The organism is Tenacibaculum sp. SZ-18, from assembly GCF_002813915.1.
In the GTDB taxonomy this organism is placed as follows: domain Bacteria; phylum Bacteroidota; class Bacteroidia; order Flavobacteriales; family Flavobacteriaceae; genus Polaribacter.
Genome location: NZ_CP019335.1, coordinates 2,681,794 through 2,698,596, shown reverse-complemented (window position 1 = coordinate 2,698,596; position 16,803 = coordinate 2,681,794). Strand labels below are relative to the sequence as shown.

The following is a 16,803-nucleotide window of genomic DNA, read 5'->3' as shown; positions in this document are numbered from 1 at the left end:
CTTATTTGAAGGATGTTAAAATAGATTTATAATGGTTTTCAGTGGTATAAGGTAAGAAAAAACTTAAAAATGAAAAGGATATTCTATCTGTACTTTTTATTAATTTAAATTAAAAAACACTCCTCAAATAATAATGCTATTTATACTAGTGGTATTTGTTTTTTAGGTTGGGTAATTTTTACCAACTCACTTAAAAAATCCTATTTTTTAGTTTCTGATTTTTTTAATAGCTCTTTTATTTCAGATTCTAATCTGTTGAAGTTTTCTTTATTTGCTTGATCTTTAGATATAGAGTGTTTTGTCCCAGTTTCATCTACATAAGTCATAGGTGCAGCAGCTCCAGTAGAATAATTAATAATTTGATTATCTTTTGATATTAAATAATTTGTTGGATATCCTGTTATGTGTTTAAAACCTGAAATATTAATTGTAGTTGGTTCTTTTTCTTTTCTTTCGGAAGGCACTAAATGAATATTTTCGTTATAACTATTAGCAAAAGTTTTTAGTTCTTTTTGATTATCCCAAAATAACAGTACAAAATCTACTTTGTCGCTATATTTTTCGGCTATTTTGTTCAAAGAAGAAATTTCAAATTTACAGGGAGCACACCAAGAAGCCGTTACTTGTAAGAAAAGCGGTTTGTTTCTGTTTTTAGTTTTATATTTTATGTTACGCATTGTTTTAAATTCATAACTTGAAATGTAGCTTTTAATTATTAGTTGTTTAATGGAGTCACTATATTTTAGAGCGTTTTCACTATCATTTTTATCCCAATACTTTTGAGAATCTTCACGGAATTTTTTTATTTGATCTTCTGTTTCTTCAAAAAGCTTTATTCGACTAGTTGTTATAGAATTAGTATTTAAATCATCTTTATGGCTTGAGTTACAAGACAAAGAGATTATTAGAAATAATAGGATAATTTTTTTCATAAGCGTTTCTTATAAATATTGCAATTTTACATGTTTAAATTAGTTATAATTTTCGATTTCTAATGAATGTTGGATGTAATGATACGAGCTTTTAAATGTCATACGGCTTATAAGACGCTACAGGGTCGAATAGTTGTGAAAGCGAAAAGTAAAAAGTTAGTTTTAATTGCTGGTTGTAATTAACTAAAAAAACAGGCTTTGACAATAGTAAAATGTAGCTTGTCATAGGATGAGAACTTTATATCCAAATTAAAACAAAAAGACTTGATTTTCACATTATTTCTTTTTTACCTCTTGTTTTCAATAAAGTTCTTGATCCAATAGATCAATCTCACTTGGTTTTGGAGCACTCTTATTTATTAATTCACCTTTTTCATTAGTTATAAAATATTTTGGAATACTTTTTACATTATAATTATTCATTAAGTCTTTCTGTAATTCTTGTGAAGCTAGTATATTTTGTCCTTGAAGCTCATAGTATTTGATATTTTCCTTCCATTTATCCTCGTCGTTAATATTGTCTAATGAAATTAGAAGTTTTTTATAATTTTTTGATTTCAATAAACTATCTAATTGATTATTGAACTTAAACTCAGACTTACAAGCACCACACCAAGTAGCCCAAATATCTATATAATATTTTTCACCCTTCAAGCTGTTTAAAAGTTCTTTCATTGTTGAAATATTTTCACCTTTCATGAGTATAACGTTTTCTGGTATTTTCTCTAAAACTTTTTTATAGTAGCTTTCTATAATTTTAATTTCAGGTTTTAAATACTTAATATATGCGCTTCTAGGATATAGATCTTGGAATTGATTGAACACTTTAATTAAGCTTTTTTCAAAACGTCTTTGTTTAGCAGCTTTCATAATAAAATTAGCAGATACTTTTTCTGCAATTTTAGAATCTTTGAATTTGTTTATAATTTTAAATTGAAACGGATACCATGTGTCATTTTGAATCATTTTTTGAATTGAATCAGAAGTAATTGTTTTTTTAGATTCTAAGTCGTATAAAGGTTTGTATAACAAAATATTATCTGCATAATCTAGCCAGCTGCTATTTTTATAGGAGGTGTTTAAAGGATAGGTTTTAGTTGTATGGTTAAATAGCTTGGTCAACTCTTCTTTATTTGATTTATTTTGAGAGAGTTTATTTAAAATTAATTTTTGTGTTTTTAATGCATAGAAATAGTTAATTTCTTCTTTTAAAACATTAACTAGTTTCGTTTCATTTTGTCTAATGTTTGTGAGTTTAATCAATTCATTATTTTTTAATCTTTCAATTTTTTGAGTTATTTGTAAGGATGAAGTATCCTTTCGAAATTCACTAAAATCATTTAAGTTAAAGAAAGACCTATTTAGTTGATTCAATAATTTCATTTCTTGAGCATTTTTACCTTTGAAAGATAATAATGAGTCAGTGTAAACTATTTCAATTCTACTATCAGGATGAATTATGGACTTCAAGCGTTTTTCTCCTATCTTTACTATTACAAATTCTGGTGAAACTATATCTTTTTTAAATAAAAATTCATTTTTTGGATTAGGATATATAGTGTCTTTTTTCATGTCCCAGATGTAAATATCTTCTAATGGATTGTTGACTTCTACAAATTTAGTATTATCAATTTTTATATTTATTTCGGCGTAATTCTTTTCTTTCTTCATGCATGATGAGAGAAATATTACACTCATTAAAAAATATAAGTTTTTCATTAAAGCAATTTTTAAATTAGAGTATTGTATTCTAAAGTATTCGTTTAGGAAAATATGGAAAAAAAATAACGAAAATTACCATAGCTTATACAAATTGTAATATTAGTAAAATATTTGGATGAAGTTACATATAAAGTGTTTTTTTAATACTTTGTTACCTGCTAGCTTTTGGCTTATTGTTCTTTCAATTTCTAAAGTTTATAAATTCTCGACTAAAATGATACCATTTTCGTCTATAGAATAATTGAAGGGAATTGCTTGATTTTTCGAGTTCATGATTTACTGTTTTATCTATATCAATTAAGTTGGTCCAAGTAAGATTATCTTTCTTCAAAGCCTGACTCCAATTCTTCTTTTTGTCATCTATCTAAATATTTACAATATTATCATTCTCAAACTTCTTTTTGAGTTTTGTCAAATGAGGATGTTTTATTTTGCAATATTTACACCAAGAACCTCAAAAGTCAACCAATATTATTTTACCTAAAAACATTTTTATGTTAATAATTTTGTCTTTATTGTTTAGCAAAGAAAATTTCAAGAAGAGTTTTTTTTATTCCATTTTCATGAAGGTTTTCGATTTTCATTTTAAATATATCAAAAATTGCCATTGCTGTTGATTTTAGTGTCTCGTTAGTTGGGCATTACGTGATTGTATATGGTTTGTTGCGTGTTTTGAACACCTAATTTAGCAAATACAAACCGAATAGAAAATCCTTGCTGATTTTCGTAAGTAGGCTCTAGCTATCAATAAATTATATACGGTATTAGCATACGTTTTTTATTTCTTATGGAACCACATCAAATTTTGTCGTCTCGTTTTTGTTGAATATTTTGGTCATTATTTCTTTACCAATTTCAGTCGCTTTATATTTGGCCGAATTTAATTCAAGTTTATAAACTGGTGCTTCTTTTAAATCAGAGTAATGAGTTTTATTTCCCTAAGTCGTTTTGACTAAATTATAATTATTCCTATTTGCAAAATCTGTAATTTTTTCGACATAATTTTTTTGGATATTTGTCATAACCTCAAATTCAATGTTTATTTTTCCTTTGTTATCTGCGAAATAAATACAATCAATTCCATCAGATGTTATTCCGAAAAAGTTATATTCCATTTTTCCCTCTAACAATTGAGTCATTAAAGGTTCTAATTCCGTAAGTTGAATTTGTTTAGCGACTTGAATAATTGGATTATTCCCATTCTTATTTCTTGAGATGAAATATATAACTCCTATTACTACTAAAATTCCAATTATTATTCTTGTTTTCATTCGCTGTTCGGTTTTTTTAATAATAGTTAACGGTTAGTGTATGAGTAGTTTCGGATTTATACTCACGTATCTTTCGGTTTTGCACTGACATATGTTTTATATTTTGACTTTCGCTTTATCACTTAAACCCGCTATTACTTATACAGCGTATTGGTAACCTTTATTTTTTAGATTCAATCTGTAATTGTTCTCTAATATAGTCGTTCAATTCAGATTTATTTATTCCTAGGTATTTTTCAATCGTATTGTAGTAGTCCTCATCAGTTTTACCACCTGACATAAACTCTGAGAGTAAACTCCAACCACCTTTTTCTAATATTTTCCTTGCTATTAGTCCCCCCAAAACATAATGATAAGAAGTTTCACTATCCAAGTTTGTTAACTTGAGCATATCGTTTAGATCTATTTCAGAATGCTTCTGTAAATAGATATTTGTTCGTTTGATGTGCCAGTCCAAGCTTTTTCCGCGACTTCCTCCCAATAGTGTGGCTACTCCTTCGGAAACCCAAAAATGCTTATTTGGAAAGTGTTTGTCTATTTGAACGTGGAAAACTTCGTGTGGATAATATTCTCCCAAACCACCGCAATAAACTTTGTCGTCAGTTGCTTTACCGCTTGGTTTTGACTGTCCGCCCATTCCTATGTAATAATCAAACCCTTTTAGTTTTTGGATTTCATCATAGTCGTCAGCGAGATAATATTCAAATGGTTTTGGTTGCACCCCAAAATTGTCACAAGTTTCATTTATGAAATTATTAAGTTTTTGAGCTTTCTGATAGTTGAACTTATGGGAAGTCGGATAGTAAAAGTCGACAATACCAACTGTTGTACAATTCCAGGTTTGTTTATTTACAGTTAGAGCATTGAACAGTTTAAATGTTCCGTTTTCCTTTTTCGCAAAATAGTTTACTATTGCTAAAACGTATGGACTTCCATCTTCTTTGCAATAAGAGAACTGAGCTTTAATTTGGTAGATATTATTTCTGAATTTTATACTCAAAACGTGAATTGGAAACCCCATATAAAGTGAAGGTTGAAACTCGCTTTCCAAGAAGTCGTAGTTCTTATGTTTTTGTTGCTCTTCAATATTCCAAAATTCATTTTTTTCTTTATTTTGAGGGCTTGAAGCCAAGTAGTTTTCAAAGAGTATCATTACCTTTTTAGTTTCAATATCTGCTGTATCAACAATGTGGTTATATGTTACCTTTTGCCCAAAAGCTTGAAAGCTCAGAAAAAGTAATATGATGATTTGTAGTAGTTTCATTACAATAGTTGCCAACCGTTTTGGGTATGGTTTTTTGTGATGTTTTGACTCTAAATTAGTAAATAAAAACTAGACTTTGGTTAAGCAATTATTTTTGTTATTTAGTACTTAAAGAACAACAAACTATACCCTCGTGTTGTAGTGAGTTTTTACTCATATATTTTGTTAAGTCGTTCTAAATAATTCAAAAATAATTCGGCAGACCAATTTTCTTTTATTTCATTATCAAAAGAGTTAAGTAGTTCCTTATCAACCTCTAAAAGTTTTCTTAGTCTAGTTTTAGTAAGAACCTTGGTTTTATGTCCTTTATCTATATCTAAATAGTATATTTTATTTTTTCCATTTGGTCCTAGTATCAAAGCTCCAAGTAATCCTCCTGTATTAAATCCTGCTTGTCCTTGTATATTTATTGGATAAGATTCATCAACTAGAAATGCACAGTATTTTCCTTTAATAACAAGCTTGGAAAACCTATTCTTGGTCATAAACTCTACATTGTATCTCATATTGTAATACAAGTCTTGATTGTATCTAATAGCAATTGTCTTATTTATTTTTTTAAATCCTTTACATTTTAAATCTATGTTTTTTACTGTTAATAATAAATCCGTCTTATCTTTTATATTGAGTATCTCAACCTCACAAGGTTTATTATCTTTAAACTGCTCAAAGTTGATAAAAACAGCATTATTAATATTGGATTCTTGACCAAATAAATGAAAGATTGAAAGATATATTGATAATATTAAAGCATTTTTCATAATAATTTTTTGTTTTATTCACTTCAACGGTTTGGCTAAGCTGCGTTAAAATGCAGTATAGGTTTTGTTGTGGTTAGTTTTTATTTATTTCGATCCACCTTTTTAGGTCAAACTTTATTTTTTGTTTTTTCAATAAGTAAACCTCATTATTGATCTCGTTATGTTGTTTACTTTCCCTCAATTTACTTAATTCACTTGGTAATTTTGAGTAATTTATTAAAGCTATTAGTTTTTTTGATTTTCATAAAAGATCTTAATTTGTGTCAATGCTCGTTGAAGTTTATCCTGTTCGATTAGTGATTCTACCTCTGAAACAATTTCTTTTGTCATACGCTCAGTTCCCCAATTTTTAAGATTTTCAAGATTATTTAATAGAACAGTCTCAAATTCAGAATAAGGAATTTCTGCTAATAGGAATAGAATTGAACTTACTCTTTTCTTTAGAGTTTTATCATTTGCGTTTTCGGCAAGCTTTTTTCTTATAGTTTGTTCTTTGTTGAATCCCACACCAAACCCAACTAGCCATTCACCCTCAAGTTGATCATATTCCAAAGTTCTTGTATGTTCCCATAATATTAAATCTGTATCTAGTCCAATTTTTAGACCTTCAATCTCACCTTTTACTATTGGAGCATATAATCCCATTATTTTTTTCAATTAACCATAATGTTCTGTGTATGGATAGTAGGGCAGGATAGAAGCAGACCACTTTCTGTTACCCACTACACCAAAACAAACGTTTTTACTTTTAATTTTCTTTTTTGTTAAACGTCAAAACTTTGTTTTGGCGTTGCCTGCTCAAAGAACAGGACTTTCAATTTTCTCTAAATGCTTGTTTTTTACCTCAGTTTTTTGTTGTGCATAGTTTTTAATCGATAAAATATTTGATGTTTTCTCTGATGTACTTAATTTGTAATTTTTCCAAATTTTCCTTTTCTGTAATTTTAAAATATTTATTTTCAAGTTCGTTTAATTTGGTAAATTCAAACGAGCTGTCATACAAACTTCTAACTTTTCCAAATGTATATTTAAAACTCTTGAAGTAATTGTTTGCTTCTCTCAATAAATCATAAGATTCATTAGCCTGGATCAATTTAAGACTTTCTTGAGCAAGCATAGAAAATTTGCCACTAGAGTTCTCGTAAAATTGTAAAAGTCCGCCATTTTCAATTTCAGTGTTAAAAATCCAGATTGAATAAATTACTTGTCTATGGATATTAAATGATTTGATTATTTCCAACTCATTCTCATAATCAGACCCAATTTTTTCAGTTAAATTATCAAAAATCACCTGAATTAACTTTTTGTCTTCAGTATTTTCAAGGGTATCTAAATCTAAATTTTTGTAAACCTTCCTATTTTTAAATTCTTCGACTTGGTTTAAGATGTCTGAATAATCTATATCAGATTTTTCTGTAGGTTGTTGTTTTTTAATTTCTGTATTTTCAAAATCAATTTCGTTATACTCGTCTAATTGAGATAAGTATTCTATTTCATCTTTAATGTCAATTCTTTTATTATGTTTTCCTAATTTTTTAAACATAAGGATAGATTTAATTATGCACAACTTTTTGTGTATGGTTAGTTGCGTATTTGAAAAAAAACATTTTTTTTAGCTAAACACTAGCTTTATAAAAAATCATTTACTTTGTGTTTAGCAAGGAATAGCAATTAACTATGCGCTTTTTTGGCGGTAGTTATTTATTCATTAGAGGTTGTCCTCTTTTATTAACATGTAGTTTGCTACCCATTGAAATGCTACAAATCCAAAAATGAAAACAACCGACATTAAGTTGAACATTTCTCCTGTTGAAAAAGTTAGTCCGATTGCTGTAAGTCCTATGAAAGCCAAAGCAATTGAATAAATCAATAGACCGAATTTGTTCTTTGAGGGAGAGAACATTGTACCCAATGGCAGCATCATAGTAAAACCAAAGGCAGCAATAGTCAACATTTTATTGTCCGATAATGTAAAATAAAGAAGTAGTCCACCTAAAAATATGCTCAAACTAATAGCTACAAAATTTGAACTCATTTTTTCTTTTTTGTCGAGAAGTAATTGTCCGTATTTGTTAAATCTCAAAAACAAATTACTTATTGGTGCTATAATCCAAGTTGAAAAAGCAATGAAAGCAAGAGCTATGATTAGCGGTATCAAATAGGGTTGAAGTCCTTCGTTATTACGAGCTATTATTTTTAATCCTTTAAAACCAAGATAAAATGTAATAATAACTCCCCACTGATATTTTGCAGTTAGATTGCTCATAAAAAACGAGTACTTCAAGAATATCCTGTAAATGGGGTTTTTTGCTTTAATTGCTTCAAGTATTCCTGATTGTGCGTATTCAAAAGTTGGGTCATTTGTTAAAGCTTCTTTAAAATGCACTAATGCTTTTTTATGGTCACCTTTTTCGAGTAAACCCCAACCATAATTTGCATGAGTAAAAGCATTATTGGGGTCTTCGCGTAACGCACCTTCAATTGTTTCAAAAGACTCTTCACTTCGATTAAGTTTATTTAATGCGGTGCTTCTTGTATTTAATGCCAATAGATTTTCTGAATCTATTTCTAGAGCTCTGTTTGCTGTGTCGAGCGCTTCTTCAAACTGTTTACGCCCCAACTTAATGTTTGCCAATAAAGCAAAGTAATCAGCATCATAAGGGTCAAGTTCAATAGCTTGATTTATATTCTTCTCAGCTTCGCTTATTTTGTCTTGCTGAATAGCAACTCGAGATTTAATATAAAACAAATGAGGTGTATCGGGAGACAGCCCGATTGAATTTTCAATAATACTATTTGCATTATCAAATTTATCTTGTTGCAAATAAACCTCTGCCAACAAAGTGAGAAATCGAATGTTGTTTGAATCTTCTGTAAGTAGTTCAGATAGTAGTTTTTCTGCTTCACCAAACTTTTTCTGTTGAATTAGAATTTCAACTTTAGATAGCCTTTTTTCTTCTTTCATACTATTTCTTAATTTTCAAGTAAGTTAAAATTTCGTCATAAAGTCCTGAATCATTTGCAAACATTGCAAAGTTCTTAGCTGTTGAAAACCATTCTTGCGTACTTGGTTTGTGTTTTTTTAATGCATTTAACAAATCACGTGTTTCAAGTGGTCTTGGAATACCATCGCTAAATGAAGATTCGAGCTTTTGTTCTATTGCAATGTCAATAATTGCGTCTATGTCTGCTCCTGAATAATTAGCAGCTTTCTTCGAAATGCTATGTAAATCAATAATTCCAGTTGGTTTGTTGTTCAGTTTTAAGTTTAGAATTGACTCTCTTGTTGTTACGTCAGGTGGCGGAACAAATACAATTCTGTCAAATCTTCCTGGGCGTCTAAATGCAGAGTCAAGATTCCAAGGCGTATTCGTTGCTCCAATTATTAAGACACCTTCATTTGCACTTTCAATTCCGTCAAGTTCTTGAAGAAAATGGTTGATTAAATGTCTTCCACTTGATTGTTTCATGTCGCTTCTACTTGCACCCAAAGCGTCAATTTCGTCTATGAATAAAACACATGGCGTATTGTTTCTTGCTAGTTCAAATATTTCATGCAGATTTTTTTCACTGTTACCAATCCACATATCCAAAATGTCGTTTAAGCCAACACTTATAAACTTTGCATTTACTTGTCCGGCTGTCGCTTTCGCAATAAATGTTTTGCCGCAACCTGGTGGGCCATAAAGCAAAATACCACCACCTACTTTTTTACCGTATGCTTGGTAAAGTTCAGGGTGAAGTAGTGGTTTTATAATTTTAAGTTCAATTTCTTTCTTAACTGTTTCCATACCACCAACATCACTGAAATTGATATTGGGTTTTAGCAAAAAACGACTATCAATTTCTTCTTCCTCTTCTGAAATTTCATTACTTCCTTTCTGACGTAACTGATTGTCAAGTTCTTCATCATAATATTTCGGGTCTATTTCTAATGCTTTTTTATAAGTATCTATTGCTTTTGCTACCGAATGTTCTTTTAAGAGTCCTTTAGCGTAAAGTGTGTAAACACTTATGTCGTTTGTCCCTTTTTCTATTACTTCTTCTAGAATAACATTGCAGGCAGAATAACTTCTTTTTTTGAAAAACACTCTAGCCAGTCCAAGTTTAGCTTTACTATCATTTGATATTTTAAGAAGTGTTGAAAATTCAGTTTCAGCTTCATCAAGTCTGTTCAAAGTCAATAAAGTGTCAGCTAGTAATTGTCTTAAAGGGATGTTATTAGGCGAATGCTTTAAAGCATTCCGTAAACTGTCTATTGTATTCTCGTTCATATTTTCATTTTAATTAATGTCTAGTCCTGAAATATGGCTACAGGTTAAAAATTGATTTAGGCTGTTAATTTGTATACCATATTTGGTGTTTTATAGTCTAAAGATACGTGTAATCTTATTTGGTTGTATAGATTGATTGCATTTTTTGCAGCTCTTTTTGCATGTATCACATTATCAAAGGTTTGATCTAAGTAAAACTCATCTTTTAATATACCATTTACCCTTTCAGCGACAGCATTTTCATAACAATGATTATCTTCTGTCATGCTAATTTTAATGTTCTTTCCTTTTAAAATTTGTGTGTATAGATTACTGCAATATTGTATTCCTCTATCGGAGTGATGTATGAGTTCATCCGTATTTTTAGCTTGATATAATGCTTTTTTTAATGCTCTTACACAGCCGCTAAGCTCTAAGCTATCACTGAGATCATACCCTATTATTTTTCTAGAATACAAGTCGGTTATAAGGGCTAAATAACAAAATCCCTTTACAGTTCTGATGTATGTGATATCACTTACCCATACCTGGTTAGGTCTATCAACAAGCACATCTTTTATAATGTTTTTGTATTTATAGAATCTATGAAAAGAATTGGTAGTTCTATAACTAGGTTTCTTTCTGGTTGTGAGCATATTGTGTTTTCTAAGCACATTGAATAGCATGTCTCTTCCTACTTTAATATTTGCATTATCAAAATCGTTTTTCAAGGATATTTTGAGTTTACGCACACCTTCTCTTGGTAAGGATTTGCGTTTTTGCTTAACAATTTGAATAATCTGTTGTTCTAGCTTTAAACGTTTATCAGCTCTGTGTTTATATTTGTAATATGCATCACGTTTAAGTCCGAAACAGTTAGTTATAGTTGTCAAAGACGCAAATCCTTTAGCTTTGGTTTTAGATGTAATTAACGCTCTATATTTAGCTTTTTTTTTAGTTCTGCTACAGATTTATAACCAAGGTCTTCAGCAGCAACTTCAAGGTATGAATCTTGAATCATAGCATCCAAGTCTTTTTTTAACAAGAGTTTTTTTTAGTTGTTCAATCTCTTTTTGAAGTTGTTTAATTCTGGTTATTTCATCCTTAGTTTTCACGGTTATTCTGGTATTCATAAGGTCTTTACGGTTATACTTTTTAATCCATTCATTAATGGTAGTTGGAGCAATACCATATGCCTTACCTAATTGATACTTGTTTAATTTTCCGGTTGTAAGTTCGTCTAAAATTTTCAATTTAAAAGGTTCTGAATAACGTCTGATGACTTTGTCGTTTTTATACATAATGTTTAAAATTATGTAGCCTTTATTCAGGACGGGTCATAATGATAGTTAATGGTCTCGTATATGAAAAGTAGCGGATTTTTATGCCCTTAATTTAGGGTTAGCACTGATTGTAAATTTACAGAACTAACTTTGATTGAAGTACTAAACCGCTATTTGTCATATACATTTTTGGCAACTGGCTTTATACTGTTCACCCTAGTTTTAAAGAAAGTGACTGGTTTTTAAACTAACTGTTTCCCGTTTTTTAAGGATTATACCTGTCAAAACAAATAGGAGTAAACAAAAAACAATGAAACTATCTCCAATCATAGAATATATAGTACGAACTCCTTTTGTTGGTAGTTGTGTTATTAGTGTTTTATCATTATCGGTAAAATGATCCATTTCACTAATTATTTTTCCTGTATAATCAGTTCCTGCAGATAAACCGAAGCTGGTTTGACGAATCAAATTAAATCCTTGTTCAATCGCTCTGAATTTTGCCATATCTGTATGAATTGGGTCAATTTCTTTCCAATCATTGCTTGGTGCCAAAAGAATATCAGAACCCTTTGCTTGTTTCAGATAATCAGGGAAATCTAAATCAAAACATATGGCTCCTGCAATTGTTCCATACGGTGTTATTGCCTTTTGAATTCCAGTAGCCTTATTATTACTGACTTCAGCTTCGCCACCTGGAACCGAGATACCTTTCCAGTAATCAATCACTTTATTGCCAGACTGGTCAAATACAACAAATTTATTTTCAAGGAATTTGCTATTAGTCGGGTCCACTACCGCTACTCCCAAACCTAAATAGATATTTTGTTCCAAAGCTATTTCACTAGCTTTTTCATAGAGTTCATTTTCATCTCCTTTTAATATGACTGCATTGCCTTCTGCCCAAAAAACTATTTTAGCTCCAGCCTGGGCTTGTGCGATACTTCTGTCAAATAAATTTTGATTTAGTTTCGAAGCATTTCTCCGGGTTTCAATCTTCACATCATCTTCAGTTTCTTTATTATTCAATCCTTGAATATCGACAAAGACTTTAAGACTATCCAATGCAGAAATAGAAGCTACCCGAACAGTTTCGGAATTAGATTTCTGAAATGTTACGCGATAGCCGCCATACATCATTGTCAAGCCCAAAACAAGACTATAAGTAAGTACTCCCTTTTTTATATTTCCCCCGTTGTTTCGCTGTTCATAAACCCAATTACTAACCGAGGCAAACCAACTAATTAAAAAAGTGATGTAACCCATTCCAAAAACGGAAATAGATTGAAGCAAAAGATGCTGTGATTGTTGCGAATAGGCGAAATGACCCCAATTACCATATTGATTAATCAGGTGATAAGCATATTCTAATAAAACTGCAGAACAGGGAAGTATTAATGTACTCAGAAATGAACCTCTCTTTTTTGGAAAAAAAGAATCAATTAAGTAGGGTAAAGAGGCAAATACACTAAAAATTACACTGATAACAATTGATATAGCAACGGGTAAGAATGGCAAGACATCAAAACCTATATAATAGCTTATCCCTAAGGTTAAAAACGCAAATAAGAAGCCTTGCCATCTTTTTAATTTTCGAACAGCAAAAAGAAGCATGGGTGTGGCAATCCAAATGGCAAAAAAGACAGCATATTGACCGTTCGAAAATAAAAGAAATAAAAATAAAATGGATACGAAGATTACTTTTCTAAGAGCTTTCATTTTTTCTATGTGTTAAATTAATATGCTGTCAATATCAATTTAATCGTGCCTCCAAGAAAGCTGTTTTTGCTGGATTATCGGTTTGATTGGTTGAATTGTAAGTGTTGTGTCAACTAATTTTCCTAGATCAGTCACAGTCCATTGGTACTTATATACATCTTTATTCTTCTCAAATTCCTGAACAAATTTTGGTCTTGTATCGCAACTAATAACTATAACTGCTAACGTGATAAGTAAAAGTAAATTAGCATTCATGTTTTATATTTGCGCTAACGTTTTGGCTAAGCTGCGTTTTAATGCAGTTTAGGTGTTGTTATAGGCAAGTGGTTCTAATTTCTATTTGTTATTCTTAATTTCCAATGACTTTTGTTTTATCCAATTAACAGAAATTTTTATTGGTTCTGTCTTGTTAGTATTATGTCCTAATGATGGAAACAGAACATACTCAAATGGTTTGTTCGCTAATTTTAAATCGTTGAGATGCTTGATACACATTTTTACAGGAATTTGTATATCTTTTTCTCCAAATACCCAAAGCCCCGGAATTGATAATTTTCTTAGAACCTCTTTTGGGTCAGTAGCTTCAAATTGAAATCTATCGGGGTCGTTTTTAATATGTTCACGTGCGTCACTTTCTGTATGATTATCCCAAAAATCGGTTCTCCCATTTGTGTAAAATTGAAATCTCAATTGTTCAAGTGTAGTTATTGTGGGACTACTCATTAAAACCATAAATTCTACTAATGGATTTTCATTTGCGACAATAGGAATTATCCAACCTGCTTGACTCGCACCTATTAGACCAATGGGTAAATCTTTTTCTTTACTATGAATGAAATTAATAGCGGAACTTGCATCTTTTGCTAATAGAATTATATTTTCAACGCTAATATTATTCGTTCCTACTTCTGGTCCTGCATACACTCCACCAGATTCTCCAACCCCACGTTTATCATAGGTAAATACTAAAATATCGTTCTTAGCTAAAAATTCGGCAAACTTTGTCATTCGAGGTACTTGGTCAGAACCGTGAACAATGACGACTGCTGAGTGTGGATGATTAGGACTATAAATTGTACCCGCCAATTTAATCCCTTCACTTTCAAAAGTTACATTTTCTGTTTTTATAGAATCAATCGATTCCGTTTTTTCTTGAGTAGATGTCGTATTTTTTTGTTCGACTGATTTATTGCAACGGTTCATAGTTACAATTAGGATTAAAAATAAAAGTCGATTTGTTAATTTAATCATATAATTTTCTTGATATTTCTGTCTCATTGCCTACAACGGTAAGTATATGAAAAGTAGGCGATTTCGAAGCAAGTACCTTTCGGTTAAGCACAAGGTTTGAAACGAGCCAAAACCTTTGGTTTTATTACTGTTTCGCCTATTTTTTATTATATTGTAAGCTGTAGTTTTTATTCTTCATAAAAATCAGTGTATAAGTTTTTGTTCAGTTTTAAATATATAAAATTGCTATTATAGTTTAGGATAATATTAAATTTTTTCAGAAAAGCATTGCCGTAAAACCCAGCTAATTTATCACTTGCATCAATTCCTTCAGTAGCATTGGAAAGAGCTGTAGGAATGTTGTAGAAGTATTTTTTTACAAATTCAATTTCAGGACATAAAAAAATTGGCATTTCGTATTCTAATCCGTCAGAACCTATAAATCCTGCTGAACCTATTCTCCTCATTTTATTTGCAAAATTGTTATTTCTAGAAAAACGAGAAGTTAATGTCAAAACATCATCAGCACCAGTATCAAGTCCAAAAAGACCTTTGTATTTTTTTCCTTTAATTAACAAGGTGCTTTTTATATAAGTGGGATAAATGTCAGAGGACATTTTTAATTTTGTATACCCATTATAATCAATGTTTTTATCATTCTTTTCATAAAAATTGATAATTTGTTTGTGATAATCAATTTCAATTATATGTTCTCTCATTATATCGGTACCAATAATGCCATCAAATTCGTCACTTTCAAAAGGTATAATTGTAAAAAGAATATCTTTTTTATGAATTGTTCCCAGTATCATTTCGTTATTAGAACTTTCCTCAACTTCATTTGTTCCATTCGAACCTGTATTAATTGATTTACCATCAATTTTAAGTTTCACTTTTCGTGTTGATTCTTGATTTATAACACTTCCATTTGCGCCTGTATCAAAAAGAAATCTTAAGCTATCTGTCTTATTTACTTTCGCATAAATATAAATTTGATTCTTTTCGACTTTAAAAGGGATGGATTCAGTTGGTTTGGCTTGAGCATAAAGAGTTAGTGAGATAAAGGATTTTATAAGTATTATTATGTTTTTCATTTTTCAGATTTTTACTTGAAATTACAGCTAACGGTTTGGCATAGGTGCGTTTTAATGGAGTTTAGGTGTTGTTGTAGGTAGGCTATTTTATAGCTCGTTTCTATTTTTTTTCTGCATATTTACGATATAAGTCCATCTTTGGACCGTCTGGATAACTTGAAAATTCATTGTCAAATTTCATCATCAATCTTTCCGAATTTTCGTCAGAACTTTCAAAAAACCAACTATTATTTTCTGGAAGTAATGCAATCGCCTGCTCTATAATTTTAGCAGATTTAGTAGCTCCAATTTCACCCAAAGATTTTACAACTTGTTTTTTCTGTTTAGGAAACCATTCTTGTAAAAAAGATAAGATACTATCTGCTTGACCAGCATTTTCCAAGTGCATACAAAGAAATAAATTCTGTTGTACTGAGTTTAAAGAATTTGGATTTTTAACGTGCCTATTTACAAGAATCTCGTGCAACGCAATTGAAAAATCAGAATTGTCATCTAATAAAAATAAGTTTTCTATTTCTTCATCTCTTACAATTTTATCTCTTTTCCGAATTTCAGCTTTCATTTCTTCTGTCATCCATGAAAGTCTATTAAAAGAGTCATTATCCATAATTTTAAATTTATTCCCTGCGTTTTTAAGCTTACCTACAACGTTTTGGCTAAGCTGCGTTTTAATGCATTTTAGGTTTAGTTGGCAATAGTTACTCTATTATTAATTTATAAAACTTTAATTCCTTACACATATCAATAAAACTGTTATTACTTTCCCTTTTTGATATTGTTCCATATTTAGGATGTTCATAGTTTTTTTCATATCCGTTACTGAAAAAAATAAATTTATAATCAATGTTTTCCAGATAGACTTGGTAATGAAAATGGTTTAAACTAATAATTTTTAGCTTTTCTTTATTTTTAAATGAGCTTAGAATCGTTCTTTTTCCATATTTCATAAAAAGAGTTTCTATTTTTAATGAGTCTCTTTTTTCACAATTATTTCCAAAAACACATTCTTCTTTTATTGAGTTCAAAATTTCAAGAGATTTATCATAATCTTTCTCTTTAATTGCTATTTTAGACTCTAAAAAACTAATCTCTCCTTTAATTTTAGCTACGCTGTTTCCACAAAATCCTGATTCACTATTTTTTAAAATATTAATCTGTCTTTTTGCTCTTTCTAAATCTCCTTTTTTAATTTCCTCTTCAGTCATATCCAATAAAGATTGACTAAAAGACAAGTTTGAAATGAATATTAAAAGTAAAATTAGAGTTCTATTCAT

Annotated in this window: 17 protein-coding genes; all 17 read right to left on the bottom strand. The window is 30.0% G+C overall.

Going from position 1 to position 16,803, the window contains the following annotated elements; translation table 11 throughout:
* Positions 1–200 precede the first annotated feature (200 nt).
* The 17 genes from BTO06_RS11990 to BTO06_RS11910 all read right to left on the bottom strand — a co-directional run bounded on the left by BTO06_RS11990 (position 201) and on the right by BTO06_RS11910 (position 16,803).
* Positions 201–932: a TlpA family protein disulfide reductase gene (locus BTO06_RS11990; protein WP_100925532.1), complete on the bottom strand. Its 732-nt coding sequence runs from the start codon at positions 930–932 to the stop codon at positions 201–203.
* A 300-nt stretch (positions 933–1,232) separates the two neighbouring features.
* On the bottom strand, positions 1,233–2,651 hold the full coding sequence (locus BTO06_RS11985; protein ID WP_100925531.1) for a TlpA family protein disulfide reductase: 1,419 nt from the start codon (positions 2,649–2,651) through the stop codon (positions 1,233–1,235).
* Positions 2,652–3,592: 941 nt separating this feature from the next.
* Positions 3,593–3,925 carry a hypothetical protein gene (locus BTO06_RS11980; RefSeq protein ID WP_100925530.1) on the bottom strand — a complete coding sequence of 111 codons (333 nt, stop codon included), beginning with the start codon at positions 3,923–3,925 and terminating at the stop codon, positions 3,593–3,595.
* 160 nt (positions 3,926–4,085) lie between these two features.
* Positions 4,086–5,189, bottom strand: coding sequence for a hypothetical protein (locus tag BTO06_RS11975; RefSeq protein WP_100925529.1), 1,104 nt, complete (start codon positions 5,187–5,189; stop codon positions 4,086–4,088).
* A 149-nt stretch (positions 5,190–5,338) separates the two neighbouring features.
* Positions 5,339–5,950 (bottom strand): DUF6563 family protein, encoded by a 612-nt coding sequence (locus BTO06_RS11970; protein ID WP_100925528.1) that lies wholly within the window; start codon positions 5,948–5,950, stop codon positions 5,339–5,341.
* Positions 5,951–6,175: 225 nt separating this feature from the next.
* Positions 6,176–6,607 carry a hypothetical protein gene (locus tag BTO06_RS11965; RefSeq protein ID WP_157811828.1) on the bottom strand — a complete coding sequence of 144 codons (432 nt, stop codon included), beginning with the start codon at positions 6,605–6,607 and terminating at the stop codon, positions 6,176–6,178.
* A 211-nt stretch (positions 6,608–6,818) separates the two neighbouring features.
* On the bottom strand, positions 6,819–7,493 hold the full coding sequence (locus BTO06_RS11960; protein WP_100925526.1) for a DMP19 family protein: 675 nt from the start codon (positions 7,491–7,493) through the stop codon (positions 6,819–6,821).
* Between the two features lie 165 nt (positions 7,494–7,658).
* Positions 7,659–8,915 (bottom strand): Yip1 family protein, encoded by a 1,257-nt coding sequence (locus BTO06_RS11955; protein ID WP_100925525.1) that lies wholly within the window; start codon positions 8,913–8,915, stop codon positions 7,659–7,661.
* Position 8,916: 1 nt separating this feature from the next.
* Positions 8,917–10,224 (bottom strand): ATP-binding protein, encoded by a 1,308-nt coding sequence (locus BTO06_RS11950; RefSeq protein WP_100925524.1) that lies wholly within the window; start codon positions 10,222–10,224, stop codon positions 8,917–8,919.
* A gap of 56 nt (positions 10,225–10,280) precedes the next feature.
* Positions 10,281–11,096 carry an IS3 family transposase gene (locus BTO06_RS11945; RefSeq protein WP_100925523.1) on the bottom strand — a complete coding sequence of 272 codons (816 nt, stop codon included), beginning with the start codon at positions 11,094–11,096 and terminating at the stop codon, positions 10,281–10,283.
* Positions 11,097–11,201: 105 nt separating this feature from the next.
* A complete protein-coding gene (locus BTO06_RS11940; RefSeq protein ID WP_232731451.1) occupies positions 11,202–11,504 on the bottom strand; it encodes a transposase in 303 nt (100 codons plus the stop codon).
* 204 nt (positions 11,505–11,708) lie between these two features.
* A complete protein-coding gene (locus tag BTO06_RS11935) occupies positions 11,709–13,205 on the bottom strand; it encodes a nitrilase-related carbon-nitrogen hydrolase (RefSeq protein WP_100925522.1) in 1,497 nt (498 codons plus the stop codon).
* A gap of 39 nt (positions 13,206–13,244) precedes the next feature.
* Positions 13,245–13,460 carry a hypothetical protein gene (locus BTO06_RS11930; protein WP_100925521.1) on the bottom strand — a complete coding sequence of 72 codons (216 nt, stop codon included), beginning with the start codon at positions 13,458–13,460 and terminating at the stop codon, positions 13,245–13,247.
* An 81-nt stretch (positions 13,461–13,541) separates the two neighbouring features.
* Positions 13,542–14,456, bottom strand: a complete 915-nt coding sequence (locus tag BTO06_RS11925; protein WP_198517077.1) for an alpha/beta hydrolase family protein — start codon at positions 14,454–14,456, stop codon at positions 13,542–13,544.
* Between the two features lie 167 nt (positions 14,457–14,623).
* Positions 14,624–15,529, bottom strand: a complete 906-nt coding sequence (locus BTO06_RS11920) for a retropepsin-like aspartic protease (RefSeq protein WP_100925520.1) — start codon at positions 15,527–15,529, stop codon at positions 14,624–14,626.
* Positions 15,530–15,629: 100 nt separating this feature from the next.
* Positions 15,630–16,136 carry a DMP19 family protein gene (locus tag BTO06_RS11915; RefSeq protein ID WP_100925519.1) on the bottom strand — a complete coding sequence of 169 codons (507 nt, stop codon included), beginning with the start codon at positions 16,134–16,136 and terminating at the stop codon, positions 15,630–15,632.
* A gap of 91 nt (positions 16,137–16,227) precedes the next feature.
* Positions 16,228–16,803, bottom strand: a complete 576-nt coding sequence (locus tag BTO06_RS11910) for a hypothetical protein (RefSeq protein WP_100925518.1) — start codon at positions 16,801–16,803, stop codon at positions 16,228–16,230.